The sequence below is a fragment of the Micromonospora sp. NPDC048839 genome, assembly GCF_040649915.1.
Taxonomy (GTDB): Bacteria; Actinomycetota; Actinomycetes; order Mycobacteriales; family Micromonosporaceae; genus Micromonospora.
This window is the reverse complement of the sequence record NZ_JBEZGL010000001.1, coordinates 250,510-275,335: the sequence shown is the minus strand read 5'-3', so window position 1 is coordinate 275,335 and position 24,826 is coordinate 250,510. Positions and strand designations below refer to the sequence as shown.

28 protein-coding genes are annotated in these 24,826 nt (G+C 72.1%); 14 read left to right on the top strand and 14 right to left on the bottom strand.

From position 1 onward, the window contains the following. Positions 1 to 36 precede the first annotated feature (36 nt). Positions 37 to 552: a hypothetical protein gene (locus AB0C25_RS01300; protein WP_357241173.1), complete on the bottom strand. Its 516-nt coding sequence runs from the start codon at positions 550 to 552 to the stop codon at positions 37 to 39. Between the two features lie 116 nt (positions 553 to 668). After that, positions 669 to 1,184, bottom strand: coding sequence for a MaoC family dehydratase (locus AB0C25_RS01295; RefSeq protein WP_357368369.1), 516 nt, complete (start codon positions 1,182 to 1,184; stop codon positions 669 to 671). Positions 1,185 to 1,730: 546 nt separating this feature from the next. On the opposite strand from AB0C25_RS01295, the gene trxA reads away from it, so the two are divergent. The 3 genes from trxA to AB0C25_RS01280 all read left to right on the top strand — a co-directional run bounded on the left by trxA (position 1,731) and on the right by AB0C25_RS01280 (position 3,634). Then, positions 1,731 to 2,093, top strand: a complete 363-nt coding sequence (trxA, locus tag AB0C25_RS01290; protein ID WP_074316526.1) for a thioredoxin — start codon at positions 1,731 to 1,733, stop codon at positions 2,091 to 2,093. Positions 2,094 to 2,240: 147 nt separating this feature from the next. Further along, positions 2,241 to 2,681, top strand: a complete 441-nt coding sequence (locus tag AB0C25_RS01285) for a hypothetical protein (RefSeq protein ID WP_357368367.1) — start codon at positions 2,241 to 2,243, stop codon at positions 2,679 to 2,681. Continuing rightward, complete coding sequence (locus AB0C25_RS01280; protein ID WP_357368365.1) at positions 2,678 to 3,634, top strand: HTTM domain-containing protein; 957 nt, start codon at positions 2,678 to 2,680, stop codon at positions 3,632 to 3,634. The genes AB0C25_RS01285 and AB0C25_RS01280 overlap by 4 nt, the downstream gene beginning before the upstream one ends. Here AB0C25_RS01280 and AB0C25_RS01275 read toward each other — a convergent pair. Continuing rightward, on the bottom strand, positions 3,598 to 4,017 hold the full coding sequence (locus AB0C25_RS01275; RefSeq protein WP_357241161.1) for a DUF393 domain-containing protein: 420 nt from the start codon (positions 4,015 to 4,017) through the stop codon (positions 3,598 to 3,600). The genes AB0C25_RS01280 and AB0C25_RS01275 overlap by 37 nt on opposite strands. Before the next feature lie 93 nt (positions 4,018 to 4,110). Here AB0C25_RS01275 and AB0C25_RS01270 point away from each other — a divergent pair, with 93 nt between their 5' ends. Both AB0C25_RS01270 and AB0C25_RS01265 read left to right on the top strand, forming a co-directional pair. Further along, positions 4,111 to 5,157: an Rv2578c family radical SAM protein gene (locus AB0C25_RS01270; protein ID WP_357368363.1), complete on the top strand. Its 1,047-nt coding sequence runs from the start codon at positions 4,111 to 4,113 to the stop codon at positions 5,155 to 5,157. Positions 5,158 to 5,408: 251 nt separating this feature from the next. Then, entirely contained in the window at positions 5,409 to 5,816 is a 408-nt protein-coding gene (locus AB0C25_RS01265) for a CoA-binding protein (RefSeq protein WP_357368361.1), read from the top strand. Positions 5,817 to 5,827: 11 nt separating this feature from the next. On the opposite strand, the gene AB0C25_RS01260 is transcribed toward AB0C25_RS01265, so the two are convergent. Further along, positions 5,828 to 7,024 (bottom strand): acyl-CoA dehydrogenase family protein, encoded by a 1,197-nt coding sequence (locus AB0C25_RS01260; protein ID WP_357369010.1) that lies wholly within the window; start codon positions 7,022 to 7,024, stop codon positions 5,828 to 5,830. Between the two features lie 178 nt (positions 7,025 to 7,202). Here AB0C25_RS01260 and AB0C25_RS01255 point away from each other — a divergent pair, with 178 nt between their 5' ends. Continuing rightward, on the top strand, positions 7,203 to 7,742 hold the full coding sequence (locus tag AB0C25_RS01255) for a DUF4190 domain-containing protein (protein WP_357368359.1): 540 nt from the start codon (positions 7,203 to 7,205) through the stop codon (positions 7,740 to 7,742). Positions 7,743 to 7,755: 13 nt separating this feature from the next. On the opposite strand, the gene AB0C25_RS01250 is transcribed toward AB0C25_RS01255, so the two are convergent. Next, the gene (locus AB0C25_RS01250) at positions 7,756 to 8,661 is read right to left on the bottom strand and encodes an SDR family NAD(P)-dependent oxidoreductase (RefSeq protein WP_357241149.1); all 906 of its coding nucleotides are present in this window, start codon (positions 8,659 to 8,661) and stop codon (positions 7,756 to 7,758) included. 118 nt (positions 8,662 to 8,779) lie between these two features. Here AB0C25_RS01250 and AB0C25_RS01245 point away from each other — a divergent pair, with 118 nt between their 5' ends. Continuing rightward, the gene (locus AB0C25_RS01245; RefSeq protein ID WP_357368357.1) at positions 8,780 to 9,298 is read left to right on the top strand and encodes a DUF4190 domain-containing protein; all 519 of its coding nucleotides are present in this window, start codon (positions 8,780 to 8,782) and stop codon (positions 9,296 to 9,298) included. Between the two features lie 76 nt (positions 9,299 to 9,374). Here the strand turns inward: AB0C25_RS01245 and AB0C25_RS01240 are convergent, their stop codons facing one another. Further along, positions 9,375 to 10,331: a CoA ester lyase gene (locus tag AB0C25_RS01240; protein ID WP_357368355.1), complete on the bottom strand. Its 957-nt coding sequence runs from the start codon at positions 10,329 to 10,331 to the stop codon at positions 9,375 to 9,377. A 118-nt stretch (positions 10,332 to 10,449) separates the two neighbouring features. Here AB0C25_RS01240 and AB0C25_RS01235 point away from each other — a divergent pair, with 118 nt between their 5' ends. Both AB0C25_RS01235 and AB0C25_RS01230 read left to right on the top strand, forming a co-directional pair. Then, positions 10,450 to 11,271, top strand: a complete 822-nt coding sequence (locus AB0C25_RS01235) for an SDR family NAD(P)-dependent oxidoreductase (RefSeq protein WP_357369008.1) — start codon at positions 10,450 to 10,452, stop codon at positions 11,269 to 11,271. Between the two features lie 10 nt (positions 11,272 to 11,281). Continuing rightward, on the top strand, positions 11,282 to 11,557 hold the full coding sequence (locus AB0C25_RS01230; protein ID WP_357368353.1) for a hypothetical protein: 276 nt from the start codon (positions 11,282 to 11,284) through the stop codon (positions 11,555 to 11,557). Here AB0C25_RS01230 and AB0C25_RS01225 read toward each other — a convergent pair. From AB0C25_RS01225 to AB0C25_RS01215, 3 genes are all read right to left on the bottom strand, one after another. After that, positions 11,535 to 12,920, bottom strand: coding sequence for a hypothetical protein (locus AB0C25_RS01225; protein ID WP_357368350.1), 1,386 nt, complete (start codon positions 12,918 to 12,920; stop codon positions 11,535 to 11,537). The two genes, AB0C25_RS01230 and AB0C25_RS01225, sit on opposite strands and share 23 nt — an antisense overlap. Then, complete coding sequence (locus AB0C25_RS01220; protein ID WP_357368348.1) at positions 12,917 to 13,441, bottom strand: SigE family RNA polymerase sigma factor; 525 nt, start codon at positions 13,439 to 13,441, stop codon at positions 12,917 to 12,919. The genes AB0C25_RS01225 and AB0C25_RS01220 overlap by 4 nt, the downstream gene beginning before the upstream one ends. Before the next feature lie 98 nt (positions 13,442 to 13,539). Then, positions 13,540 to 14,496, bottom strand: coding sequence for a DMT family transporter (locus AB0C25_RS01215; RefSeq protein ID WP_357368346.1), 957 nt, complete (start codon positions 14,494 to 14,496; stop codon positions 13,540 to 13,542). 105 nt (positions 14,497 to 14,601) lie between these two features. Between AB0C25_RS01215 and AB0C25_RS01210 the strand changes: the two genes are divergently transcribed. Next, positions 14,602 to 15,309 (top strand): HAD family hydrolase, encoded by a 708-nt coding sequence (locus AB0C25_RS01210; protein WP_357368344.1) that lies wholly within the window; start codon positions 14,602 to 14,604, stop codon positions 15,307 to 15,309. 39 nt (positions 15,310 to 15,348) lie between these two features. Here the strand turns inward: AB0C25_RS01210 and AB0C25_RS01205 are convergent, their stop codons facing one another. Together AB0C25_RS01205 and AB0C25_RS01200 are read right to left on the bottom strand one after the other, a co-directional pair. After that, entirely contained in the window at positions 15,349 to 15,879 is a 531-nt protein-coding gene (locus tag AB0C25_RS01205; protein ID WP_357368342.1) for a hypothetical protein, read from the bottom strand. Between the two features lie 12 nt (positions 15,880 to 15,891). After that, positions 15,892 to 16,761, bottom strand: coding sequence for a PhzF family phenazine biosynthesis protein (locus tag AB0C25_RS01200; RefSeq protein ID WP_357368340.1), 870 nt, complete (start codon positions 16,759 to 16,761; stop codon positions 15,892 to 15,894). 33 nt (positions 16,762 to 16,794) lie between these two features. Between AB0C25_RS01200 and AB0C25_RS01195 the strand changes: the two genes are divergently transcribed. From AB0C25_RS01195 to AB0C25_RS01185, 3 genes are all read left to right on the top strand, one after another. Continuing rightward, the gene (locus AB0C25_RS01195; protein WP_357241119.1) at positions 16,795 to 18,081 is read left to right on the top strand and encodes a CBS domain-containing protein; all 1,287 of its coding nucleotides are present in this window, start codon (positions 16,795 to 16,797) and stop codon (positions 18,079 to 18,081) included. After that, entirely contained in the window at positions 18,074 to 18,724 is a 651-nt protein-coding gene (locus AB0C25_RS01190) for a DUF1003 domain-containing protein (RefSeq protein ID WP_357368338.1), read from the top strand. Before AB0C25_RS01195 ends, AB0C25_RS01190 begins: the two co-directional genes overlap by 8 nt. Positions 18,725 to 18,800: 76 nt before the next feature. Further along, complete coding sequence (locus tag AB0C25_RS01185; protein ID WP_357368336.1) at positions 18,801 to 19,949, top strand: Mrp/NBP35 family ATP-binding protein; 1,149 nt, start codon at positions 18,801 to 18,803, stop codon at positions 19,947 to 19,949. 389 nt (positions 19,950 to 20,338) lie between these two features. Here AB0C25_RS01185 and AB0C25_RS01180 read toward each other — a convergent pair whose 3' ends face one another. Both AB0C25_RS01180 and AB0C25_RS01175 read right to left on the bottom strand, forming a co-directional pair. After that, positions 20,339 to 20,758: a preprotein translocase subunit TatB gene (locus AB0C25_RS01180; RefSeq protein ID WP_357368334.1), complete on the bottom strand. Its 420-nt coding sequence runs from the start codon at positions 20,756 to 20,758 to the stop codon at positions 20,339 to 20,341. Positions 20,759 to 20,833: 75 nt separating this feature from the next. Beyond that, complete coding sequence (locus tag AB0C25_RS01175; RefSeq protein ID WP_357368331.1) at positions 20,834 to 22,090, bottom strand: trypsin-like peptidase domain-containing protein; 1,257 nt, start codon at positions 22,088 to 22,090, stop codon at positions 20,834 to 20,836. A gap of 509 nt (positions 22,091 to 22,599) precedes the next feature. Here AB0C25_RS01175 and AB0C25_RS01170 point away from each other — a divergent pair. Then, entirely contained in the window at positions 22,600 to 23,244 is a 645-nt protein-coding gene (locus tag AB0C25_RS01170) for an O-methyltransferase (RefSeq protein ID WP_357368330.1), read from the top strand. Between the two features lie 6 nt (positions 23,245 to 23,250). On the opposite strand, the gene AB0C25_RS01165 is transcribed toward AB0C25_RS01170, so the two are convergent. Then, positions 23,251 to 24,726 carry a M17 family metallopeptidase gene (locus AB0C25_RS01165; RefSeq protein WP_357368327.1) on the bottom strand — a complete coding sequence of 492 codons (1,476 nt, stop codon included), beginning with the start codon at positions 24,724 to 24,726 and terminating at the stop codon, positions 23,251 to 23,253. Between the last annotated feature and the right edge of the window lie 100 nt (positions 24,727 to 24,826).

The window sequence follows — 24,826 nt, the reverse complement described above, 5'->3', positions numbered from 1 at the left end:
CGGACCGTGCCGGCGCTCGGCGCGACGGCCTGCCGGTCAGCCCAGACCGAGCGCGGCACCGAGTCGGTCCAGGAAGCGCCGGTCCGCCGGGGTGGCGGGTTGGTCCACGCGGCGCTCGCCGGGGCCGGGCACCGCGCGGCAGACCCGGGCCGCGACCGACTGCACCCACTGGCGGTACGCGGCCGAGTCGGCGGGGTCGGCGCGCCGCCCGAGGACGCGACTCGCCGCCCGACAGGCGGCCAGCAGGTCCACCAGGTCGGCGAGGCGTTCGACCGGCGGCGACGTGCCGTCGTGACGGGCGTAGATGGCGGCGACCACCGCACGGACCAGGTCGCTGTCGGAGGCTCGGCCCGCGGCCACGGCGTCCAGGCCGGTCAGACCCGCCAGCACTCCCCGATCCGGGCGACCGGGGCGGGGCGCCGCGGTGGCCACGAGAACGCGACCGGGCAGGCTGATGAGCAGATCCCACTCGGCGGCGGAGTAGACAGCGGTGGTCAGGGGTGCGGCGCGACGGCCGGCAGAGGGCGGCTCTCCGGCGACGGAGTGGCTCATCGGAACCTCCGGCGTCAGCATATGTCCCCCGCGACCCGGACAGCGCCCCTTCGCCACACAACCCGCTGGCGGGTGAGCTGGTCCGGGGTGCGGCGGAGGTCGGCCCGGCGCGTCGCTCAGCGTGGCTCGGGGAAGCTGGGCCGCTCCGGATCCACTCCCTCTCCGACGGCGGTGGCCGCGTACTCACGCTTGGGGACCATGACCTTGCGGCGGAAGACACAGACCATCGTGCCGTCCTGGTTGTAGCCGCGGGTCTCCACGGACACCACGCCCCGGTCGGGCTTGGAGCCGGACTCACGCTTGTCCAGCACGGTGGTCTCGCCGTAGATGGTGTCGCCGTGGAAGGTCGGCGCGACGTGCCGCAGCGACTCGACCTCGAGGTTGGCGATCGCCTTCCCACTCACGTCCGGCACCGACATGCCGAGCAGCAGGGAGTAGATGTAGTTGCCCACCACGACGTTGCGCTGGAACTGGCTGGCTGTCGCGGCGTAGTGCGCGTCCAGGTGCAGCGGGTGGTGGTTCATGGTGAGCAGGCAGAAGAGGTGGTCGTCGTACTCGGTCACGGTCTTGCCCGGCCAGTGCCGGTAGACCGCGCCGACCTCGAACTCCTCGTAGTAGCGGCCGAACTGCATCCTGGTCCCCTTCGACGGGAGGCGATGGAGTTCGGCACAGCATGCCTTACCGGTGGTTAAGGAAACCGGCCGGGAGCGACCACGGCGGAAATGTCACACCTGTCACTCAGACGGGGGGAGACGCAATGAGCGGCGGGGCCCTCCCCGGCACCCGCCGCCCACGCTCTGATGGGGAGAATTCTGCCCTACGGATGCGTAGGTCCGACAGAGACCGAGGTCACATTTATCTTTTTGTAACACTACCCTCGGTGACGGAGCGGGAGTTGATCAGCGATCTCCGCAGGCCGGATACCTCCTCGTCAGGCACCAAGTTACCGATTCGTAGTGCTCGGACGGGTGGATCTCCCTGGAAACGCTCCCATCACCGCAGGTCACGCAAGTGCGTCATGCATTTGCGTTCCGCAGATCGAGATGAACAGACGTGGGTCGATGAGCCGCAGCGCCCCCCGCAGGCCCCGCACGTTTCGGGCCGGACCGCCCGGGAATTCGATACGGTCAGCCCTGGTTCTACGGGACGTAGACAAACCGCGGTGATCGGAGAGTGCAATGGCAACCGTTGAGCTGACCTCGGCGAACTTCGACGAGGTGACCGGCAACGACGGCATCGTCCTGGTCGACTTCTGGGCCGACTGGTGTGGTCCGTGCAAGCGGTTCGCCCCGGTCTACGAGCGCTCCTCGGAGAAGCACCAGAACATCGTCTTCGGCAAGGTCGACACCGAGGCTCAGCAGGAGCTGGGCGCGAAGTTCGACATCCGGTCGATCCCGACGATCATGGCGATCCGCGACGGCGTGATCGTCTTCGCCCAGCCGGGCGCCCTTCCGGAGTCCGCCCTCGAAAACCTGATCGAGCAGGTCGAGGCACTGGACATGGACGACGTCCGTAAGCAGCTGGCCGAGCACAAGCACTGAGTCGTCTCCACGACGGCATCCGAAGGCCGGGCCCGGCAGGGGCCCGGCCTTCGTCGTGTCCCCCTCCGTGATCACCTGCCTGGGCAGGCCCACCTGACCGTCGGAGGGACCCGAGGCGGCCAGTACATCCCGTATCGTCACGACCTGATGGAGACCCTGACCACCCGCGGGCGCGTGACCCGGCTGGGCGCGACCGCACTCGGTCTCGTCCTGCTGCTGGCCGGCACCTTCTGGGGCAGCGACGACGACTTCCCGTTCGGCCCGTTCCGGATGTACTCCACCTCCAACCCGCCGAACGCACCCGCGCCGGACACCCGCGTCGAGGGGGTGACCAGCACGGGCGCCGTCGTCGACCTCGACCAGAACGCGACAGGCATCCGCCGCGCCGAGATCGAGGGGCAACAGGACCGGTACGCCGCCGACCCGGCTCTGCTCGCCGAGGTCGCCGACGCGTACGCCGAACGCCACCCGGATGCCGCCGCGCTCGTCGAGATCCGCATCGTCATCCGCTGGCACGGCATCCGTGGCGGCCGGCCGACCGGCAAGCACACCGACGAGACCGTGGTCCGCTGGCAGGCTCCCCGATGAGCCGCTGGCTGACCGAGGCCGTGCCGCGCGGCCGCATCGCCGCGTTCCGGACCGTGATCTACCTCTTCGTCGCCGCCGACCTGGTGTTCTTCACCCCCTGGGTGCGCACCCGGGTCAGCGTGCCCGGCGAGCTGTACCAGCCGCTGCTGGTCGGCCGCCTGCTCCCACTACCGACGCCCACCCCGGCGCTGGTGGCGGTCATCTTCTGGTCGCTGCTGCTACTCGCGCTCCTCGCCGCGACCGGGCGTGCGCCCCGACTACTCGGATGGGCGGTCTGCGCGCTGTACCTGGAATGGATGATCATCGCGATGAGCTACGGGAAGGTCGACCACGACCGGATCGGGCTGCTCGTCGCACTGGCCGTCCTGCCCACCGCCGGTCGAGCCCGCCACGGCGACACCACCCGCACCGAGGCCGGCGGGTGGGCGCTGCGCGTCACCCAGCTCGCCGTGATCTGCACGTACTTCCTGGCCGCCTTTGCCAAGCTGCGCTTCGGCGGCCTGGACTGGCTGACCGGCTCGGTGCTGGCCCGCGCGATCATCCGGCGCGGCACCGACCTGGCCGACCTGATCGCCCAGGTGCCGCACCTGCTGATCGTCGCCCAGTTCGGCATCGTCGCGTTCGAGCTGCTCAGCCCGGTGGTCTTCCTGCTGCCGGCCCGCTGGCGGATCGCCATGGTCGGCTTCTTCTACTCGTTCCACGTGGTCACCATCGCGACCATCACGATCTCGTTCGCGCCGCACCTGGCCGCGATGACCAGTTTCCTGCCGCTGGAGCGGGTCCGCCCGGTGGTCTGGGCCCGCCGGCTCGCCGGCCGGGACACCCCCGAATCAGCTTCGGCGGACGTCGACACCGCGTCGCCGCCGCCTGACCAGGATCGGGTCAGCGCCGGCACGGACCGGACACCGCTCGGCGATCAGGCCCCGGTGGTCGGACGTCCGGCCGGACCGTAGAGCCGCTCGCGCGCCTCCTGCGGCAGTGAGCACGCCGCCGTGCCGCCCGGCAGGCGGTGCCGGTTGCGCGCCACCCAGCGGTACACCGGCCAGGCCGCCGCGCGGACTGGCGGGAACCGCAGGCCCGCCCCGGCCATCCGCCAGACCGGGCCGCTGTCGGCGAGCAGCTTCGCGATGGCATCCGGACCGGCGGCACGTACGCCGTCCGCCCCCACCCACTGCACGGCCTCCTCGCACTCGGCCACGGTGAGACCGAGCGCGTCCAGGTCGGAGAACTGCCAGGGCACCACCCGCGCGCCCGTGGGAATCCGGCGAGCGATGAACTCGGCGCACTGCGTGCAGAACGCGCAGTCCCCGTCGTAGACGAAGGTCGACGTCTCCATACCCTCCATCCTCCCCTCTCCGACCACCCGAACGACCACCGGTGTACGGCGGGTCACTTGCACTCCACTCGTACGCGTGTTCGAATATTGGCCATGCGCTGGGACAACCTCACCGCTCCCCCGGTTGAGGGAGACCCCGAGCGGGCAGCGCCAGCGACACCACCCCTGCCGCTGGCGCTGCCCGGCGCCATCGCCCGCACCTTCGACACGCCTGAGTTCGCCGGGATGACCTTCTACGAGGTGCAGGCCAAGTCGATCCTCAACCGGTTGCCCGGGCAGTCCCGCGTCCCGTTCGAGTGGACCATCAACCCGTACCGAGGCTGTTCTCATGCATGCCGCTACTGCTATGCGAGAAGCACGCACACCTACCTCGATCTCGACGCCGGTGCGGACTTCGACCGGAAGGTGATCGTCAAGGTCAACGCCGGTGAGTTGGTCCGGCGGGAGCTGGCCGCGCCGAAGTGGCGGGGTGCGCACGTGGCGATGGGCACCAACGTCGACTGCTACCAACGGGCCGAGGGGCGCTACCGGCTGATGCCGCAGATCATCGCGGCCCTGCGGGACTTCGCCAACCCGTTCTCGATCCTCACCAAGGGCACGCTGATCCTTCGCGACCTGCCCCTGCTGCGGCAGGCCGCCGAGGTCACCACCGTGGGCATCTCCTTCTCGGTGGGGTTCGTCGACGAGCAGCTCTGGCGTTCCGTCGAGCCGGGCACGCCGAGTCCTCGCCGCCGGCTGGACGCCGTCCGGGCGCTCACCGACGCCGGCTTCTCCGTCGGGGTGCTGATGGCCCCGATCCTGCCCGGCCTCAGCGACAGCGACGAGTCGATCGACGCCACCGTGTCGGCGATCGCCGCGGCCGGCGCGACGAGCGTGACCGCCCTGCCCCTGCACCTGCGTTCCGGTGCCCGGGAGTGGTATGCGCAGTGGCTCGCCCGGGAGCACCCGCACCTCGTGCCCCGCTATCGCGAGCTCTACCGGGCCGGTGCCTACGCCCCGCAGGCGTACCAGCGGGAGTTGACCGCGCGGGTGCGGATCGCGTCCCGCCGGCACGGGCTGCACCGCGGGGAGCGGGGCGACAACCGCAGCCTGCCCGAGCCGCCCGCAGCGCCGGCCTCCGAACAGCTCACCCTGCTCTAGACAAGGAATTCCTGACCCTGGCCGGGCCGGCAGGGCGCATCCGGCGGCCAGCGATGACTGTCGGTCACCCTTCGGGGACGGATGCGGTAGTGACCGGTATACCTGTGAGTCATAGATATGACTCACAGGTATACCGCTCAACAGCACATCGACCTGCCGGGCAGCCACGCGGAGAGCGAGCGCCCTTCGCTGCGACCCAGCCCCGTCTTGAGTGGGGACCGACCCGTCCCGGACAGAGCTACAGTCGGCGGGTGCGTACCGCTTCGCAGATCCTCGCCGACTCCGCCGTGATCGCCGTCGTGGGCGCGTCCCGCGACCCGTTGAAGGCCGCACACGGCGTGCCGTTGCAGATGCAGCGCTACGGCTGGCGCATCATCCCGGTCAACCCGACGGTCGACGAACTGTTCGGGGAGCGGGCGTACAAGTCGCTTGCCGACATCCCGCACCCGGTCGACCTGGTGGACGTGTTCCGGCCGGCGGCCGACGCCGTACAGGTGGTCCGGGACGCGGCGGCGATCGGCGCCCCGGCGGTCTGGCTGCAACTGGGCATCGTCTCGGCCGAGGCGCGGCAGATCGCCGAGGAGTCGGGCATGGACTACGTCGAGGACCGGTGCCTGATCGTCGAACGAGCCGCCGCCAACCTGACCCGCCTGACCTGACTCACCTGGGGTCAGAGCTTGTACTCCCTGAGCAGGCCGCGGGAGATGATGGTCTTCTGGATCTCCGAGGTGCCCTCGCCGATCAGCAGGAACGGGGCCTCCCGCATCAGCCGCTCGATCTCGTACTCCTTGGAGTAGCCGTAGCCGCCGTGGATGCGGAACGCCTCCTGGACGACCTCGGCGCAGTATTCGGAGGCGAGCAGCTTGGCCATCCCGGCCTCGACGTCGTTGCGCTGGCCGGCGTCCTTCAGCCGGGCGGCGTTGACCATGAGGGCGTGCGCGGCCTCGATCTTCGTGCCCATCTCGGCGAGCTTGAAGGCGATCGCCTGGTGCTTGGCGAGCGGCTGGCCGAACGTCTTGCGCTGCTGGGCGTAGCTGACCGCCAGTTCGAAGGCGCGGATGGAGATGCCGCAGGCGCGGGCGGCCACGTTGACCCGGCCCACCTCGATGCCGTCCATCATCTGGTAGAAGCCTCGGCCGACCTGGTCGGCGCCGCCGAGGATCGCGGAGTCGGGCACGGTCACCCCGTCGAGGATCATCTCGGTGGTCTCGACGCCCTTGTAACCCATCTTCTCGATCTTGCCGGGGATGGTGAGGCCGGGGGCGGTCTCGCCGAAGCCCGGCTCCTTCTCCAGCAGGAACGTGCTCATGTTGCCGTAGACGGAGTCCGCGCCGGTGTCGGTCTTGACCAGGGTGGCCACCACCGACGAGTACGCCCCGTTGGTCAGCCACATCTTCTGGCCGTTGAGCACGTAGTTGTCGCCCTCCCGGACGGCGCGGGACTTGATCGCCGAGACGTCGGAGCCGGTCTCCGGCTCGGACATGGAGAACGCGCCGCGCACCTCGCCGGTGGCCATCCTCGGCAGCAGGCGGGCCTTCTGCTCGGCGGAGCCGTGCTGGGAGATCAGGTACGCCACGATGAAGTGGGTGTTGACGATGCCGGAGATCGACATCCAGCCCCGGGACAACTGCTCCACCACCAGCGCGTAGGTGAGCAGTGACTCGCCGAGCCCGCCGTACTCCTCGTCGATGGTGAGGCCGAACAGCCCCATCTCGCGCATGCCGTCGAGGATGTCGGTCGGGTACTCGTCGGCGTGCTCCAGCCGCTGCGCGTGCGGGATGATCTCCTTGTCGGCGAAGTCCCGGACGGTCTCCAGGATCGACGTCTGCACATCGGTCAGGCCGGGCGTCTGGGCGAGTCGGGCCATCTCAGCCTCCGGGGATCCGCGCACTACTCGTGGGTAACTGAACGCTGGGTCAGTATCGGCCTCCCGGACCGACGAGGCCAAGGTGACCAGTCCACACAACCGCTGTGAAAAGGTTCACCGCTACGGGTAGCGTCCGGCAAGAGGGACTTTTCCGGCACCGGCAGGAGGAGGACAGCGCGTGAGCCACCCGCCGCCGTCGGGACCACCAGCAGACGAGCAACCGCCGTCACCCTACGAGCCACCCCGGGACCAGTCGCCGTACGCGCCGCCGCCGGCCGGCCAGTCGCCGTACGCGCCACAGCCGGACCAGCCGGCGTTCGAGCTGCCGACGGAACGCTCACCGTACGGGCCGCCAGCCGACGAACCATCGCCGTACGGGCAGCAGGGGCCACACCAGTCGGGGCACTGGAGTCAGCAGCCGCCGTACCCCCCGCAGGGTCCCTACGCCCAGTACGGCCCGCCGCCGTCCGGACCAGGCCGGGGCACCAACGTGCTGGCGATCCTGTCGCTGGTCTTCGCCTTCGTCTTTCCACCGGCCGGCGCCGTGCTCGGTCACGTCGCGAAGCGGCAGATCCGCACCAGCGGCGAGGAGGGCGACCAGCTCGCCACCTGGGGGCTGATCCTCGGGTACGTGTTCACCGGGCTCACCGTGCTGGCCTGCTGTGGCTGGCTGGCCCTGGTGGCTCTCGGCAACAACGGCGACAACGGCGGATACTGACCCGCGACGCCGGTCAGCGGAACCGGGCCTCGCGGACGCTGTTGCCGCCGTCCACCACGAGCATCTGACCGGTGATGTACGAGGCGGCCGGCGAGCAGAGGAAGCTGATCGCGGCGGCGACCTCGTCCGGAGTACCCGGTCGGCCCACCGGCGTGCCCAGCCCCTGCTTGATCTCGGCCATCGTGGACGCCGCGGTGTAGATGGTGCCGGGCGCCACCGCGTTCACGGTCACGCCGTCCGCGATCATCTCCATGGCCAGCGCCCGGGTCAGCCCGACGACCCCGGCCTTCGCGGCCGCGTACGCGGCCTCGGTGGGCAGGGCGTTGACCGGGCCGGCCGTGGCCGACAGGTTGACGATCCGGCCCCAGCCCCGCTCGGCCATCCCACCGATGAACGCCCGACTGCACAGGAACGCGGTGGACAGGTTGCGGTCGATCTCGCCGCGCCACTCGTCGTAGGTCAGCTGCGCGACCGGCCGCAGCACCCCCTGGCTGGCTCGACTGGCCAGGCCGGCGTTGTTGACCAGCACCTCGACGTCGCCCAACTGCTCGGCGACCGCGTCGGCCAGCGCGCCGACCTCGGACTCGTCGGTGAGGTCAGCGACGAAGCCGGTCACCCCCAGCTCGGTCGCCCGCTCGTGGATGCGCCGGGTGGTGGAGACGATTGCCACGCGCGCGCCCAGGTCGGCGAGCCGCCGGGCGGTGGCGTACCCGATGCCGTCCGGGCTGCCCGCCCCCGTCACCAGGGCGACCCGCCCGTCGAGGCGCATGGTCACCGGGTCGGCGAGCGCGACCGGCTCATCCGGGCCGGGGCTGCCCGCCGGCGTGGCCGCGCGGGCGCGTCGGGCTCCACCCGGGCGGCTGACGTCCCGTCTGGGTCGGCTGCCGGAACGGTCCGCGGCGCGCGCGTCGAATGCCATGCCAGGATCCTGCCCGTTAGGACCGGTCCGAGCAACGCGGCACCCGGTAGTGGGGGCAACGGGTTTGGTCACCCCTGGCTACCCTGACGGCGCACCCGACCTGACGGAGAGAGCTCGCATGACCAATCCCCCGCCGCCCGGCAACTGGTCCGACCCCACGTGGTCGGCTCAGCCGTCGAGCCACGCACCGGATCCGACCCTCGTGGCCGGTCAGCCGGTGCCCGCCCAACCCGGCCCCGCCGACCCGTACGCGCCGGTCGACCCGTATGCCGGGGGCCAGCCGCCGTTCGGTGAGCCGATGAAGGGTTACGCACCCCCCGCCTACGGCCCGCCCGCTTATCCCCCGCAGTACCCCGGCTACGGCTACCCGCAGAAGACCAACGGGATGGCGATCGCGGCGCTGGTGCTCGCGCTCGTCGGCATCGCGTCCTGCATCACCGCGCCGGTCGGCGCGATCCTCGGGCACGTGGCGCAGAAACAGATCCGGCTCAGCGGCGAGGGCGGTGCGGGGATGGCGAAGGCCGCCATCATCGTCGGGTGGATCCTCACCGGGCTGCTCGGGCTGCTGATCCTCTTCTACGTTGGCGCGATCATCTTCGCGATCACCACGGGCGCAGGCAACGACAGCAGCTACTGACCAACGGGTGGGGTCGACGTACCGCCGACTGTCGAGCCGGACCGACAGCCGGCGGCGGTCGTCCCGGCCCGACCGGTCACTCGGCCGGTGGGGTGAACGACGAGGTACGGCTCATCCCGGCGGCCCGGCCCTTGGCGGCGATCACGAGCGCCATCTTGCGGGAGGCCTCGTCGATCATCTCGTCGCCGAGCATCACCGCGCCCAGCTTGCCGCCGGCCTCCGAGGTGTAGTGGTCGTACGCGTCGAGGATCAGCTCGGCGTGGTCGTAGTCGGCCTGCGCCGGCTGGTAGACCTCGTTGGCGGCGTCGATCTGACCCGGGTGCAGCACCCACTTGCCGTCGAAGCCCAGCGCCGCCGAGCGCTTGGCCACCGCGCGGAACGCGTCGACGTCCCGGATCTGCAGGAAGGGACCGTCGATGGCCTGCTTGTCGTGCATCCGGGCGGCCATCAGGATCCGCATCAGGATGTAGTGGTACGGGTCGCCCGGATAGTCGGGGATCAGGCCGCCGACCACCATCGACTTCATGTTGATGGACGCCATGAAGTCGGCCGGGCCGAAGATGATGGTCTCCACGCGCGGCGAGGCGGCGGCGATCGCGTCCACGTTGACCAGACCGGCGGCGTTCTCGATCTGCGCCTCGATGCCGATCCGGCCGACCTCCAGGCCGAGCGTCTTCTCGATCTGGGTGAGCAGCAGGTCCAGCCAGTGCACCTGCTCGGCGGTCTGCACCTTCGGCAGCATGAGGCAGTCCAGGTTCGCGCCGGCGCCCTCGACGACCTCGATGACGTCGCGGTAGGTCCACGGGGTGGTCAGGTCGTTGACCCGCACGACCCGGGTCTTGCCGGCCCAGTCGCCCTCGTTGAGCGCGGCCACGATGTTCTTGCGCGCGTCCGGCTTGGCCAGTGGGGCGACGGCGTCCTCCAGGTCCAGGAAGACCTGGTCGGCCGGCAGTCCCTGTGCCTTGCCGAGCATCTTGACGCTGGAACCCGGCACGGCGAGGCACGACCGGCGGGGACGACCGACTGCGGCCATTGGATGCGCTCCTTCCAGCGTCCGGCGGCATGCCGACGCCACCCACGAAAACTTAACGTTCCTAAAGGGCCTTGTGACGCCACGGTAACCTCGCGCCATGACCGGGGTGAATGGACCTGTGGAAGATCTCACTGGGCGTCGACTGGTGGTGGTGACCGGGGCCAGCTCCGGCATCGGCCTGGCCGCCGCCGTGGACCTGGCGTGCCGGGGTGACCGGGTGGTGTTGGTCGGGCGGGACCCGGCCCGCCTGCAGGCCGCAGCCGTTCGGGTACGGGAGGCCTCCGGTGAGCGTCCGGAGCTGTTCCGGGCCGACTTCGCCAGCCTCGACGACGTGCGCCGACTGGCCGAGAAAATCCGGGCCGCGTACGACCGGATCGACGTGCTCGCCAACAACGCCGGCGCGATCGCGTTGCAACCCCTGCGCACCGTCGACGGCTTCGAGATGTCGATCCAGGCCAACCACCTTGCCCCGTTCCTGCTGACCAACCTGCTCGCCGACCGGCTGGGCCGGATCGTGGTGACCGCCTCCGGCGCACACCGATTCGGAAAGCTCGACCCGGACGACCTGAACGCCCCGCTGCGCGGCTACCGCTCGACGGGCGCGTACGGCACCAGCAAGCAGGCGAACGTCCTGTTCGCCGCCGAGGCGGTGCGGCGCTGGCCGGACATTCCGGCGTACAGCTTCCACCCCGGGGTGGTGCGCACCCGGTTCGCGAACGACAGCAGGTTGGTGGCGTTCGGCATGCGGGTCATTCCGATCCGCAGCCCGGAGAAGGCCGCCGAAACCCTGGTCTGGCTGGCCAGTCAGGACCGCTCCCGACTCGTCGACGGCGCCTACTACGTCGACCGTCGCCTGCGTGGCCCGTACCGGAAAGCAGCTGATCCACAACTGGCCGCCCGACTGTGGGAGGCCAGCGCCAAGGCCGTCGGTCTCGACTAGCGTGGCCGGCATGCTGACGCTCGTCGCGCTCGTCGAGTTTCCCGCCGGGGCCGAGGCCACCGGGCAGCGCTACGAGGACGCGGTGCTGGCCCTGCTCGGGCGGCACGGCGGCCACCTGGACCGGCGGCTGCGCGGCACCGACGGGCAGACCGAGGTGCACGTGATCCGCTTCGACGGGCGGGCCGGTTACGAGTCGTTCCTCGTCGACCCGGAGCGGGCCGCGCTGCGCGCCGCACTCGGTGACACCGCGCCGACCACCCGGGTCATCGAGGTGCACGAGGTTTAGGTCCGAGCCCTCGCGGGCCGCGCCAGCGGCGCAGCACGGCCCGGATGACGAGAACCGCCAGGACGAACCCCACGGCGAGCGCCCAGAACGGCGGCGGCCCGTAGTGGGGGCGGCCGGACTCGCGTACCGCGCCGCGGATCGCGAGGTCGGCGGCGACCGACAGGTCGGTGATGCCCTCCGGCGTCCGGAAGAGCACCTCCGGCGCGATCGCCCCGCGACGTAGCGCCACCAGTTCCACCGCCTCCGTGCCGACCTCGTGATACGGCCCCCAGGCGATGTCGTGCTCCTCCGGGCTGTCCACCGCCGCCGGACCCGGCACACCGACCAACGCGACCGCCTCGTCCGCCGAGCGCCAGCCGAGCAGGTGCACGAACGAGCGGGAGCGCAACGGCGGGAACGCGGCGCCGGCCAGCGGGGTGCCGTCGGCCGCGGACCGCGCCGACAGCGTCCAGGTTCTCCGGTAGGACGGAACCGGGCAGTCGGTACAGGTGGACCGGTCGAGGACAGCCACCGAACGGCCGTCCGGCAGCCACGACCCGGCCCCGGCGAGCCGCCCGCCCGCCAGCGGGAGCTTCCGGTACGGCTTGGCGACCAGATCCGCGCCCGCGTCGCCCACCCGGGTCAGCCAGACCTCGTCGCGGATCTGGAGGGCGAGATCGCCGCCGTCCGACGACAGCGCGGCCGTACGCCCCGGCGGGACCCAGGTGGTGTAGACCGACACCCGCAGCACGTCCGTCCCCCGATCCCGGTCGTAGACCCCCACGTAGGGGGTGGCGTAGGTGTTCGGGGACGTGAACGTGGTGTCGTCGTCGGCGTAGACCAACCGTTTCCCGTTCGGCGCGAAGGCGAGCGGGTAGCCGTTCGGGCGATCCGGGGTGGTCTTCCCGGACGTCAGGTCGAGGAGGGAATCGCCCACCCAGACGTACCGGCCGTCCGGGGAGAGCGTCGCCTCGAAACCCGCGACGGCCGGATCGCCGTTCAGCACGCGGTAGCGGTCGTCGTCGGCGGCCACCACACCCATCCGGGTCTCGAACCAGTTGGTGCGCACGGCGGGACCACCGAAGAGCATCGCCGCCACGCCAGGTGCCGAGTAGCCGACCGAGGCGGTCCGCAGCGGCGGGTCGACGAGCCTGGTGGGCAGGCCCGGGGTCTCGTGCCGCGGGCCCGCGGGCAGCGGCAGGGCCACCGGGTGCAGCGCGTACCCGGTGCCGAGAAGTAGGACCAGGACGGCGAGCGCGCCGGCGACGACGGCCCGGCGACGGCGGTGCCGGGTCCGCGCCGCGTCGAAGAGCCCCTCCGGTACGCGTGCCGGCGGCACGTCGTCGGCGAGGCGGCGCAGCGCCGCGGAGAGTCGGGCGGTCACCTGGCCACCTCCTGCGGGTCACGGCCGACAAGTTCGGCCAGTTCGGGGGCGAGGACGCGGAGTCGGCCGAGAGCGTGGCGGGTCTGACTCTTCACGGTGCCGACCCGGCAGCCGAGCAGTTCCGCAGTCTCCGTCTCGGTGCGGTCCTCGTAGTAGCGCAGCACGAGGACGGCGCGCTGCCGCACGGTCAGCCGGGCCAACGCCGCCGACAGCACCAACCGCAGATCGGCGTCGTCACCCGGACCGGATCGTTCCGGCAGCGCCCCGCCCAGCCGCTCCGCCGGGCGAGCCCGCCGCCAGCGCCACCAACTGGCGGCCTGGGTGCAGAGCACCCGACGCAGGTACGCGGGTGGGTCCTCGATCCGCTCCCAGCGCACGGCGACCCGGGCCAGCGCAACCTGGACCAGGTCCTCGGCGTGGTGCCGATCGCCGGTCAGCAGGTACGCGAACCGGGTCAGCCCGGCGGTCTCGGCCCGGACGAAATCGACGAAGCCGTCCCGGGTGCGGTCCTCAGTCGTCAACGGATCGCCCTCCTCACCCGGATAGACGCCGGGCGGGCACCCTGCGGAGGGAACCGGTGTCCATGTTCCTCACCTCGTCGCCGCGCCGTGTCGCGCGATCAGTCGGCCAGCGGGGTCGGGTCGGTCGGCAGCGCGGTCGGCGCGACCCGGCGAGCGGCCCGACCACCGCCGAGCACCACCACCGCCACCCCGAACAGCAGCAGCGCCATCCCGACAAGCGCGTACGGGCGGGGAAGCTGCCCCAGCCACGCCCAGCCGAGCAGGGCCGCGCCGGGGGCTTCCAGCAGGATCAGCACGCTCACCGTGGTCGCCGAGATCTTCCGCAGGGCGTAGTTGAACATCGAGTGCCCGAGCAGCTGGGCGCCGGCCACCAGGGCCAGGATGGCCAGCCAGGTGTGCCCGTCGAACCCGGTCAGCCGTACGCCGCCGACCAGGCACACCAGCAGCAGGATCAGCGCGCAGATCCCGTAGCAGATGGTGGTGTAGGTGGTGGTGCTGATGCTGGCGCGGGCCCGCTCGCCGAAGGCGGTGTAGCCGGCCGCGAACACGCCGCCGGTCAGCGCCAGCACGTCACCGAGGACGGCCGCACCGGAGACACCCACGTCCGTCCCGGTGGTGATCGCCGCGCCGCCGACCGCCACCGCGATACCGATCCACACCACCCGGGGCAACCGCCGCCCCTGGGCGCGGGCGATCAGCCCCTGCCAGACCGGCTGCGTGGCGACCAGGGCGGTGGACGTGGCGACCGAGGTGAGCTGGGCGCTCGGCACCCAGGTGGCGAAGTGCCCGGCGAGCGCGACCCCGGCCAGGACGCAGAACAGGCCCTCCCGACGCCCCGCCCCCACGGTCAGCCTGCGGAACTCGGCGCGGCGCCGGGCCAGCGAGAAGGGGCTCAGCACGGCCACCGCGAGCAGGTTGCGCCAGAACGCGATGGCCAGCGCGGGAGCGGCCGCGTACGCGATCAGCGGCGCGGACGACGACACGGCGACCACGGCCAGGCCGACCGCGCCGGTGGTCGCCAGGTCCGGGGACGGACGGTGCGGAGGTGGGGACACGGGACGTAATCCTCACACGTGTGACGGACAACACGGACCGTCAGCACTCCGTTACGATCACGCGGGTTCGCGTCGGCGACCCTCGACCGCCCGGAGGCGTCTGCCATGCCCAGCTACCAGGCGGTCCTGTTCGACTTCTTCGGCACCCTGACCCGTTCGGTGCAGCGTGGCGTCGCGCACGTCGGCACCGCCGAGCTGCTCGGGTGTCCCACCGAGGTCCTGACCGAGGTGCTGAACCGCACCTACTACGAGCGGGCCAGCGGTCGGCTGGGCGACGCGGAGGCGACCCTGCGTTGGGTGTGCGCCCAGGCCGGCGTACACCCCAGCGACCATGCGGTGCGGGCGGCGGTGGCGTCCCGGCACCGGGCGGTCCGCGCGGACACCTGGCTGCGGGTCGAGGCCGTGCCCGTCCTGGCGGCCCTGCGCCAACGCGGCCTGCGGACCGGCGTGATCAGCGACTGCACGCACGAACTGCCGGCCTTCCTGCCCCAACTCGCGGTCGCCCCACTGCTCGACGTACGGGTCTACTCGGTGCAGGTCGGGCGATGCAAGCCGGATCCGGTGCTCTACCTGACCGCCTGCCAGCGGCTCGGGCTGGCACCGGCCGACTGCCTCTACGTCGGTGACGGCGGCAGCCAGGAGCTGACCGGCGCCGAGCGGGCCGGGATGACCGCCGTCCGACTCGCCGCGCCGGACCTGGCCACACACATGGTGTTCAACGCCGACCTGGACTGGCGAGGCCCCACGCTCGGCGCCCTGGGTGAGGTGCTCACCCTCGTCGACAGCTACGTCGACGTGGTCCCGGCCGGCTGACCCCAGCAGCGGCAACGGCCCTCCCGTGGGCCGTCGCCGTCAGCGGCGACGGACCCGGTGCAGGCGGAACGGTTTGCGGGTGGCCCGGACCGCCGGGGTGGGCCGGGGTGGCTCGGCCTGCGCGTCGGCGGGCAGGTCCGCGCCGGCCAGCGACGTACCGGTCGGGGCGAGCCGGTTCACCGCGCACCCGTCGGATGCCCAGCGGGCCACCAGGTCGGCGGTCGGACCCGGCGCGTTGAGGCGCTTCGCCGCGACCAGCGGCGCGGCGGTGTCCCACGCCTCGGTGCCCGGCAGCACCCGGCTCACCCGGGCCGGCCAGGTGACGATCCGACCGCCGTGATCGCCGCGCAGGGTGACCTGCGCCTCCGTCGCGTCGGCCAGCCCCGGCGCGGCCTGCTCGCCCGGCCCGGAGACCACCAGCAACGCGCCCTCCAGTGGGGCGCACCAGAGGGCGAGCGCCGGCCCGCCGGACACGCTGACCCAGGCCACGGCGGCCTTCTTCATCGCCTCGTCGACAAGCGGTGTGCCCCCGGGGGCGTTCTCGTCCGTCACACCCGCATCCTCCCGCATCGGCACCTCAGCTCAACCCACGAAGGGCGGGACGGTGATCTCGCCCCGGGCCACCGGCATCACCTGACCGGCGACCGTCGCACCGACCGCCACCCCGTCCACCGCGGTGACCGTGCAGGCCAGCGCGGACGGGCGGTTCATCTCCACACCCTGACGCACCGCGTACTCCGACAGCCCCACACCGGGCAGCAGCCCGGTCGCCACCAGCCAGACGCCGAGGCCGAGCGCCGCCGAGCCGGTCGCCGGGTCCTCCGGGACACCCATCCCCGGCACGAACACCCGCGCGTGCGCGGTTTGCGCGGCGGCGTCCCAGGAGAAGACGCTGACGTGCGACACCCCGTACCGCTGCGCCGCCGCCGCGTTGACCCGCGCGCGGGCCACCGACTCCGGACGCACCGGCAGGTACGGGAACTCCAGCCCGCAGCCCGCGACGCGGGGGGCGGGACCGACGTGGTCGTCCGCGGCCAACCCGGCGATCTCCAGCAACGGCTCCGGGTCCAACTCCGGGCCGAGGGTCGGGGTACCACCGGTCAGCGTCGCCCCGGTCGCGGTCACCTCGATCGGCAGCACCCCGGCATGGCACTCCTGGGTGACCTGCCCCACACCGAACATGCCCCGCCGGCTCGCGGTGACCGCCGCGCCGACGCTCGGGTGCCCCGCGAACGGCAACTCCTCGAGCGGCGTGAAGATCCTGGCCCGGTAGGTGGCACCGACCTGGGTCGGTGGCAGCACGAACACCGTCTCGGACAGGTTGAACTCCAGCGCGAGCGCCTGCATCTGCCCGGTGGCCAGCGCCTCCGCGCCGAACACCACGGCCAGCGGGTTGCCGGCGAAGGGGCGGTCGGTGAAGACGTCCACGATCTCGTAGGCCAAGGTCGACATGTTGATAAACACTAGGCGCTTAGGCTGGTGCCCGTGAGCACGCCGACCCGGGTCTACATCGCCCGTCTCGCCGGAGTCGCCGTCTTCGACCCGAACGGTGACCAGGTGGGGCGGGTCCGTGACGCCGTGGCCCGGCTGCGGGCCACCAAACGACCCCCGGAGGTGGTGGGTCTCGTCGCCGAGATGCCGATGCGTCGCCGGATCTTCCTGTCCATCAACCGGATCACCTCCATCGACGCGGACGCCGTCGTGCTCGGCTCCGGCACCCTCAACCTGCGCCGCTTCGAGAAGCGCCCGAACGAGCTGCTGGTCCTGCAGGAACTCCTCGACCGGCGGGTGCAGCTCGACCCGGGCGGCCAGCCCGGCGCGGTCGTGGACGTCGCGATGGAGTGCACCCGGGGCGGTGAGTGGTCGTTGACCCGCGTCGCCGTACGGGAGCAGACCGGTCGGCTCAGCCGCCGCGGCCACCTGCACCAGGTCGAGTGGGACCGGGTGCGCGGGCTCAGCGGCATCGCCGACAACCGGGGTACGGCCAACCTGCTCGCCGTCCTGGAGGACATGCGCCCCGCCGACCTGGCCAACGCGCTCCAGGACCTGCCCGACGCGCGGCGTAACGAGGTGGCTGCCGCGCTGGACGACGAGCGGCTGGCCGACGTGCTCAGCGAGCTGCCGGAGCACGACCAGGTGGAGATCCTCGCCGCACTGGACCGGGAACGGGCCGCGGACGTACTGGAGGAAATGGACCCGGACGACGCGGCGGACCTGCTCAACGAGCTGCCCCCACCGGAGCAGGACGTGCTGCTGGACCTGATGGAGCCGGACGAGGCCGACCCGGTACGTCAGCTCCTGAAGTACACCCCCGGCACGGCGGGCAGTGTGATGACCTCGGAGCCGGTCATCCTCCCGCCGGACGCCACCGTCGCCGAGGCGCTGGCCCGGATCCGGGAGCCACAGCTCTCCCCCGCCGTCGCCGCGCAGGTCTTCGTGACCCGGGCGCCACAGAACACCCCGACCGGTCGCTACCTGGGCATGGTGCACTTCCAGGCACTGCTCCGCGAACCGCCGGCCGACCTGCTGGGCAAGGTGGTGGTCAACGACATCGACCCACTGCGCCCGACCACCCCGCTGCCGGAGATCACCCGTCGGATGGCCACCTACGACCTCGTCGCCATGCCGGTGATCGACCGGAGCAACCGGCTGGTCGGCGCCGTGACAGTGGACGACGTGCTGGACCACTCGCTCCCCCGGGACTGGCGGGACCGCGACGCCCTGGCCGCCCCGGGCACCACCGACGCGACGCTGGACGGCGCGGATGGCTGAGCGGCGGCGTAACGAACGCCTCGACCAACCGCGTGAGCCACGGGGCATCAAGCTGCCCCGGTTCGACGCGGAGGCGTTCGGCAGGTGGTCGGAGGGCATCGCCCGGGGCATGGGCACCGCGAACTTCATCGTCGTCATGACGGTGGTGATCACGATCTGGTTCGTCTGGAACACGTTGGCCCCGGCGGACCTGCGCTTCGACCCGTACACCTTCACGTTCCTGACCCTGGTGCTGTCGTTGCAGGCCAGCTACGCGGCGCCGCTGATCCTGCTGGCGCAGAACCGGCAGGCCGACCGGGACCGGGTGGCCCTGGAGGAGGACCGGCGGCGAGCCACCGCGCAGAAGGCGGACACCGAGTACCTGGCGCGGGAGATCGCGGCACTGCGGATCGCGTTGGGTGAGGTGGCGACCCGCGACTTCCTCCGCTCCGAGCTGACCCGGCTGGCCGAGGAGCTGGACGAGGCAGGGCAGCGCCGGCAACGCCTGGAACGCCGCCAGCACGACCGGGACAGCCGGCAGGAGAAGCGGAGCCACCGGCCGACCGACGGTGTCGGCCTGGACGAACCGCGCGACGACCTGGACGGCGACTTCACCCGGGACGTCCGGCCGGACGGCACCGGGCCGCGCCTGTCGGACAGCTGATCCGCGGGTCATCGATTGGCTCACACCACCCCGGGCAGCAGCGGCAACGGATGCCCCGCGACGTAGCATTGCGGGCATGTCAGCACCCGTGAGCACCGTCGAGGACGCGATCCAGGCCGCCCTGGCCACCGTCAACGACCCGGAGATCCGCCGGCCCATCACCGAGCTGGGCATGGTCCGCTCCGCCACGATCGCTGCCAGCGGCGTCGTACGCGTCGAGCTGCTGCTCACCGTCGCCGGCTGCCCGCTCAAGGACAAGCTGCGTACGGACATCACCACCGCGCTCGCCGCGGTGCCCGGCGTGACCGGTGTGGAGATCGATTTTGGGGTGATGACCCCCGAGCAGCGGCAGTCGTTGCAGTCGCAGCTGCGCGGCGGGGGCGCCACCGAGGAGCCGGTCATCCCGTTCGCCCAGCCCGGCTCGCGCACCCGCGTGTACGCGGTGGCCAGCGGCAAGGGTGGCGTCGGCAAGTCCAGCGTGACGGTCAACCTGGCGGCGGCGCTCGCCGCCCGTGGACTCGCCGTCGGCGTGGTCGACGCGGACATCTACGGCCACTCGGTGCCCCGGATGCTCGGCACGGAGGCCCGGCCCACCAGGGTCGAAGACATGATCATGCCGCCGCAGGCGCACGGCGTGAAGGTGATCTCCATCGGCATGTTCACCTCCGGCAACGCCGCAGTGGTGTGGCGCGGCCCGATGCTGCACCGGGCGTTGCAGCAGTTCCTGGCCGACGTCTACTGGGGCGACCTGGACGTGCTCCTGCTCGACCTTCCCCCGGGCACGGGTGACGTGGCCATCTCGCTGGCCCAGTTGCTCCCCAACTCGGAGATCCTGATCGTCACCACCCCGCAGACCGCCGCCGCCGAGGTGGCCGAGCGGGCCGGCGCGATCGCCCTGCAGACCCACCAGCGGGTGGTCGGCGTCATCGAGAACATGTCCTGGCTGGAACTTCCGGACGGCTCCCGGATGGAGATCTTCGGCTCCGGGGGCGGCACGGCCGTCGCCGAGTCGCTGAGCCGGACCATCGGCGCTCAGGTGCCGCTGCTCGGTCAGATCCCGCTGGACACCCGGGTCCGTGAGGCCGGCGACGCGGGCAACCCGATCGTGCTGGCCGAGCCGGAGTCCCCGGCCGCGCAGGCCCTCGGCACCATCGCCGACCGGCTCGCGCTGCGCCGTGAGTCGCTGCTCGGCAAGCCGCTCGGTCTCAAGCCCGCCGGTCGCTGACCACCACGTCCACCGTCAGCCCGTCGGCCGCTCTTGGCCGGCGGGCTGAGTCGTGTCGGTGGGTGGCCGCAGCCGGCACCCGCCGCGCAGCCGGCACCCGCTGCACGGCCGGCGTTGCCGCACGGCCGGCGTTGCCGCACGGCCGGCGTTGCCGCACGGCCGGCGTTGCCGCACGGCCGGCGTTGCCGCACGGCCGGCGTTGCCGCGCAGCCGGCACAGCCGCGCAGCCGGCACAGCCGAGTGATCAACTCGGGCTTCTGAAAGTCGGGGCATCCTGGGCCGGTTGAAGGGCCGACTTCCTGAAAATCGAGTCGATCAAGGCGGGCGCCGGGCCGGGCGCCGGGCCGGGTGCGGGCCGGGCAGGCGCGGGTCGGTCAGGTGCGGGTCGGTCAGGTGGCGTCGTCGTAGCTGGCGCGGGGTGCCGGGGTGGTGCTGCTGGTGGCCGTGCTGGGCCGCGTCCCGTTCGACCGCAGGTCGGCGGCGCTGGCCACGTCCTTCAGGTCGTCGTGCACGCCGCCGACGTCCGCGCGAAGGTTGTCGTAGACGCCCTGCAACGGCTTGCGGATCGCCGCCTCGTCCTCCTCGCTGAGGAGGTGCTTGCGGATGAAGGCCTTCGGGTGCAGGTCTTCCAGCTGGATGTCGGTGCCCAGCTCACGACTCAGGTCCCCGGTGGCGTTACGGGCCATGTTGCGCAGGTTGCGTACCAGCCGCAGGCCGTCGTTGATGACCGCGGGCAGCCGATCACCGAAGATCAGCAGCGCCAGGAGCAGCAGCGCCCCGATCTCCCACCAGTTCAGGTTCTCGAACATCCCGCTGGCCTCCTCTCCGCGTCAGCAGCAAGACTACGCACGCCAGGCGGCGTTCGAGCAAGGGGTGAGCCGGGTTCACTTCGCGTCGGCGGCGAGAGTTACCGAGGTGTTCTGCCGGTCGGAGCCCCGTCGAAACTCGACGGATACCACCGATCCCGGCGCGAACTTGCGGACCAACGCGGTCAGGTCCGTCGGCTCGGTCATCGGCCGACCATTGATCTTGAGGATGACGTCACCGACCTTCAACCCGGCGCTGTCCGCCGGGCCGGACGGCGCCACCTCCGCCAGCCGCAGGCCACCTCCGGCGACCCCGGTCGGGCCGTCCGCCCGAGCACCGATCACCGTACGCCGGGCCTTTCCGGTGCCGATGATGTCCTGGGTCACCCGCTTGGCCTGGTTGATCGGGATGGCGAAGGCGAGCCCGATGTTGCCCGCCTCCTGCCCCTCGGCGACAAGTGACTTGATTGTCGAGTTAACCCCGACCACCCGCCCGGCGCCGTCGACCAACGGCCCGCCCGAGTTGCCGTGGTTGACGGCCGCGTCGGTCTGGATCGCCGCGTAGTAGCGGATCGGACCGCCGGGTTCGCCGGCCTGCATCGTCCGGTCCAGGGCGCTCACGATGCCGGCGGTGACCGTGTTGGCCAGTGACAGCGGCGAGCCGATGGCGAGCACCGGGTCACCGACGGCCAGGGCGTCGGAGTCGCCGAACTCCACAGGTCGCAGCCCGCTACGGCTCACCTTGATCACCGCGATGTCCGACTCCGGATCCTGACCGACGATCGTCGCCGGCGCGGTGCTGCCGTCGTTGAAGACCACCGAGGCCTTGCCGCTGCCGCCGGCCACCACGTGGTCGTTGGTGATCACGTGGCCGTCGGCGGTGGCGACGAAGCCGGAGCCCTCGCTGGTCCCGCCGAGGCTGCTCACGCGGACGGTGACCACGCTGGGCAGGACCCGTTCGGCGACACCGGCCAGCGATTCCGGCTTGCGCTGGGCCAGCGCGGGGGGCTCTGCCGGCGCACCGCCGAGCACCACTCCGGCAGCCCCGCCGCGAACCGCGAACGCGTAGCCCAGCGCCCCGCCGAGGGTGCCGGCCAGCAGCGCGGTGATCACGGGAATGAGCAGCAGTTGGCGTAGCGTCGGTCGACCCGGCGCGTCCGGATCGGTGACCGGCTCGGGCTCGGAGCCGACCGCCACCACCCCCGGCACCACCACCGCGGTCGGCGCCGCCGGGTCCCGCCAGGGATCAGCGAGCGCGTCCGACCACCAGGGCGACGCCCCGGCCGTGCCGGGTCCGCCCGCGACAGGTGCCGGCCAACCCGCTGACGGCCCCACGGGCGGCACCGGCGGGTATCCGGCTGCCGGCACGCCAGCCGGCGGCACAACGGGCGCACTCCCCGGCCCCACAACGGGCATGCCACCCGGCGGCACCACGGGCATGCTGCCCGGCGGCACCACAACGGGCGCGCTGCCCGGCGGCACCACAGCAGGCGTGCTGCCGGCCCCCGGCATGGTTGGCGATCCCGCCGGCGGGGCCTCTGCCCCGGGCGGTCGCGCCGGAGCCGGAGTCTCACCGCCCCGGCGCCAGTCCCAGCCGTCGGTCACGTCGGTGCCTCCCAGTCCGTCCCCGGATCCCGCGCCGCGTCGCCCGGCCACGGGCCGGTTCGGTCGCGGCTGACGGGATGCCGCTTCCAGGATTGCACGGATGCGCGCGGTGGAGTCAGCGGTTGCCCCGGTGATCGCTTCAGGCGGAGGCCCGACTGCGCCCCCTGGCGGTCGCCTCTACGCTCACAGTGCCAACCCGCCCCCGCACCACGCACCGCCCCCGGAGGTGCCCCATCGCCATGGTCGCCGGTACCGGCAGTTCGACGGCCCAGGCTCAGCAGTTCGCTGAGTCGTACGTCACCGAGGATCTCGTCCTGCGCACCGCCCGTAGCCTGGCCCTGGAGGTGGGCCTCGACGCGGTCACCCCAGGCGCGGGAGCGGCGTTGCGGCTGCTGGCCGCCGCCGGTAACGCCCGCGCGGTGGTGGAGATCGGCACCGGCACCGGCGTGAGCGGTGTCTGGTTGCTGCGCGGCATGCGCGCCGACGGTGTGCTCACCACCATCGACGTGGAGGTGGAGCATCAGCGGATCGCCCGGCGGATCTTCGCCGAGGCCGGCTTTGCGGCCGGCCGTACGCGGATCATCACCGGTCGGGCGCTCGACGTGCTGCCTCGGCTCGCCGACGGCGCGTACGACCTGGTCTTCGTGGACGCGGAGGCCACCGGCTTCCGTGCCTGCGTGGAAGCCGCACTACGGCTGTTGCGCCCGGGTGGAGTGCTCGCGCTCAACGGCGTGTTGGCCAGCGGCCGGATCGGTGACCCGGCCGCCCGGGACGCGGAGACGGTGACGGTCCGCGAGACGATCAAGGCGGTCCGGGAGTCGGAGCACTGGATCCCCGCGCTGCTTCCGGTCGGACACGGGGTGCTCGCCGCGGTGAAGTGCTGACCCTGGTCAGTCGACGCTGGCCAGCCAGCGCAGCAACCACCGAACGCCCCAACCGGTGGCGCCGCGGCTGACCTCGGCCTGGTCGCCGTCCGCCCAGGACGGGGCCGACATGTCCAGGTGCAGCCAGCGGTCCCGCAGTTCACCGGTGAACTCGCGCAGGTAGAGCGCGGCCAGCACCGAACCGGCGCCCTGTGCCGGCGCGCTGTAGAGATCGGCGATGTCGCTGCCCAGGTATTCGGCGTAGTCGTTGTGCAGCGGCATCCGCCAGGCCGACTCGCCCGCCGCCTCGGTCGCGGCCAGCACGTCCGCGGCCAGTTGGTCGTTCTCGCTGTACAGGGCGGCGGTGCGCTTGCCCAGCGCCACGGCGTTGGCGCCGGTGAGGGTGGCCAGGTCGAGCAGCAGGTCCGGTTTGAGCTGCTGCACCGCGTACGCCAGAGCGTCGGCGAGGACCAGACGGCCCTCGGCGTCGGAGTTGGTCGTCTCGCTCGTCGTGCCGCCGTAGTGCCGGATGACGTCGCCGGGGCGGAACGCCGAGCCGCTGACCATGTTCTCGGCGAGCGGGGCGAGCGTGGTGATGCGGACCGGCAGCCGTAGGGCGGCGGCACCGAGGGTGGCGGCGACGACCGCGGCCGCGCCGGCCATGTCCTTGCGCATCAGTTTCATCGCCGGCACCGGCTTGATCGAGATGCCGCCGGTGTCGAAGGTGATGCCCTTGCCGACCAGCACCACGTGGGTACGCGCGTCGGCGGGGTGCCAGTCCAGCTCGACCAGCCGGGGGCCACTGGCCGAGCCGCCGCCCACGGCGAGGATCCCGCCGAAGCCCTCGGCGGCCAACTCGGCCGGGCCGCGAACCCGCAGTCGCAGGTCCGGCAGGTCGGCGGCGGCGGACGTCACCTGGTCGACGAACCACTGCGGGGTCTTCGTCGAGGAGGGCGTGTTGGTCAGGTCACGGGCGAGATGGGTCATCGCCGCGGTGGTCCGGGCCGTGGCGACGGTGGCCTCGAACGTGGCCGGGTCGTCGATCAGCAGGTCGATGCCGTCGAGCGTCGGCGCGTCGCCGGCCTCGGTCAGCCGGTACCGGTACGAGGCGAGCAGCAGCCCCTCGGTCAACCCGCGCACCGCGGCCGGAGTCAGCCCGGCCGGCAGCGCGATGGTGATATGCGTCTCATCCGCGGCGGAGCGGGCCAGGGCCGCGCCGGCCGTCCGCCAGGCCGCCTCGCCACCGTCGCCGATGCCGAGCAGCAGAAGCCGGCCGGGGGTACGCCCGGGGCGCAGTTGGGTGTGGATCTCGCCGGCTCGGCCGTTCAGCCGGGCCGCCGACACCAGTGCGGCTGCCTCGTCGGCCGTGTCGTCCGGCGGGGCCGCGGTGGTCGACACGGGCTCGGCCGAGGCGTCACCTCCGGCTGCCGGATCGACGGGACGGACAGGCAGGACGAGGACGTCGAGCCGGTCGGGCTCGGCGATCAGACGGATGGCGAGCACGCGGAACCGTACCTCCAGGAAAGTGTCGCGGAGCGGAACTCAGCCCACCTGCCCGCAGTGATGAAGACCCTGAGCCACCGGCGGTACCGGTGGCTCAGGG

Coding starts and splice junctions, on each gene's coding strand:
- AB0C25_RS01210 (WP_357368344.1), top strand. CDS start 14,602: ATGCCCAGCTACCAGGCGGTCCTGTTCGACTTCTTCGGCACCCTGACC.
- AB0C25_RS01205 (WP_357368342.1), bottom strand. CDS start 15,879: ATGCGGGAGGATGCGGGTGTGACGGACGAGAACGCCCCCGGGGGCACA.
- AB0C25_RS01230 (WP_357368353.1), top strand. CDS start 11,282: ATGCTGACGCTCGTCGCGCTCGTCGAGTTTCCCGCCGGGGCCGAGGCC.
- trxA (WP_074316526.1), top strand. CDS start 1,731: ATGGCAACCGTTGAGCTGACCTCGGCGAACTTCGACGAGGTGACCGGC.
- AB0C25_RS01260 (WP_357369010.1), bottom strand. CDS start 7,024: ATGGCCCGACTCGCCCAGACGCCCGGCCTGACCGATGTGCAGACGTCG.
- AB0C25_RS01275 (WP_357241161.1), bottom strand. CDS start 4,017: ATGGAGACGTCGACCTTCGTCTACGACGGGGACTGCGCGTTCTGCACG.
- AB0C25_RS01295 (WP_357368369.1), bottom strand. CDS start 1,184: ATGCAGTTCGGCCGCTACTACGAGGAGTTCGAGGTCGGCGCGGTCTAC.
- AB0C25_RS01185 (WP_357368336.1), top strand. CDS start 18,801: ATGTCAGCACCCGTGAGCACCGTCGAGGACGCGATCCAGGCCGCCCTG.
- AB0C25_RS01245 (WP_357368357.1), top strand. CDS start 8,780: ATGACCAATCCCCCGCCGCCCGGCAACTGGTCCGACCCCACGTGGTCG.
- AB0C25_RS01170 (WP_357368330.1), top strand. CDS start 22,600: ATGGTCGCCGGTACCGGCAGTTCGACGGCCCAGGCTCAGCAGTTCGCT.
- AB0C25_RS01200 (WP_357368340.1), bottom strand. CDS start 16,761: ATGTCGACCTTGGCCTACGAGATCGTGGACGTCTTCACCGACCGCCCC.
- AB0C25_RS01190 (WP_357368338.1), top strand. CDS start 18,074: ATGGCTGAGCGGCGGCGTAACGAACGCCTCGACCAACCGCGTGAGCCA.
- AB0C25_RS01240 (WP_357368355.1), bottom strand. CDS start 10,331: ATGGCCGCAGTCGGTCGTCCCCGCCGGTCGTGCCTCGCCGTGCCGGGT.
- AB0C25_RS01285 (WP_357368367.1), top strand. CDS start 2,241: ATGGAGACCCTGACCACCCGCGGGCGCGTGACCCGGCTGGGCGCGACC.
- AB0C25_RS01300 (WP_357241173.1), bottom strand. CDS start 552: ATGAGCCACTCCGTCGCCGGAGAGCCGCCCTCTGCCGGCCGTCGCGCC.
- AB0C25_RS01270 (WP_357368363.1), top strand. CDS start 4,111: ATGCGCTGGGACAACCTCACCGCTCCCCCGGTTGAGGGAGACCCCGAG.
- AB0C25_RS01180 (WP_357368334.1), bottom strand. CDS start 20,758: ATGTTCGAGAACCTGAACTGGTGGGAGATCGGGGCGCTGCTGCTCCTG.
- AB0C25_RS01280 (WP_357368365.1), top strand. CDS start 2,678: ATGAGCCGCTGGCTGACCGAGGCCGTGCCGCGCGGCCGCATCGCCGCG.
- AB0C25_RS01250 (WP_357241149.1), bottom strand. CDS start 8,661: ATGGCATTCGACGCGCGCGCCGCGGACCGTTCCGGCAGCCGACCCAGA.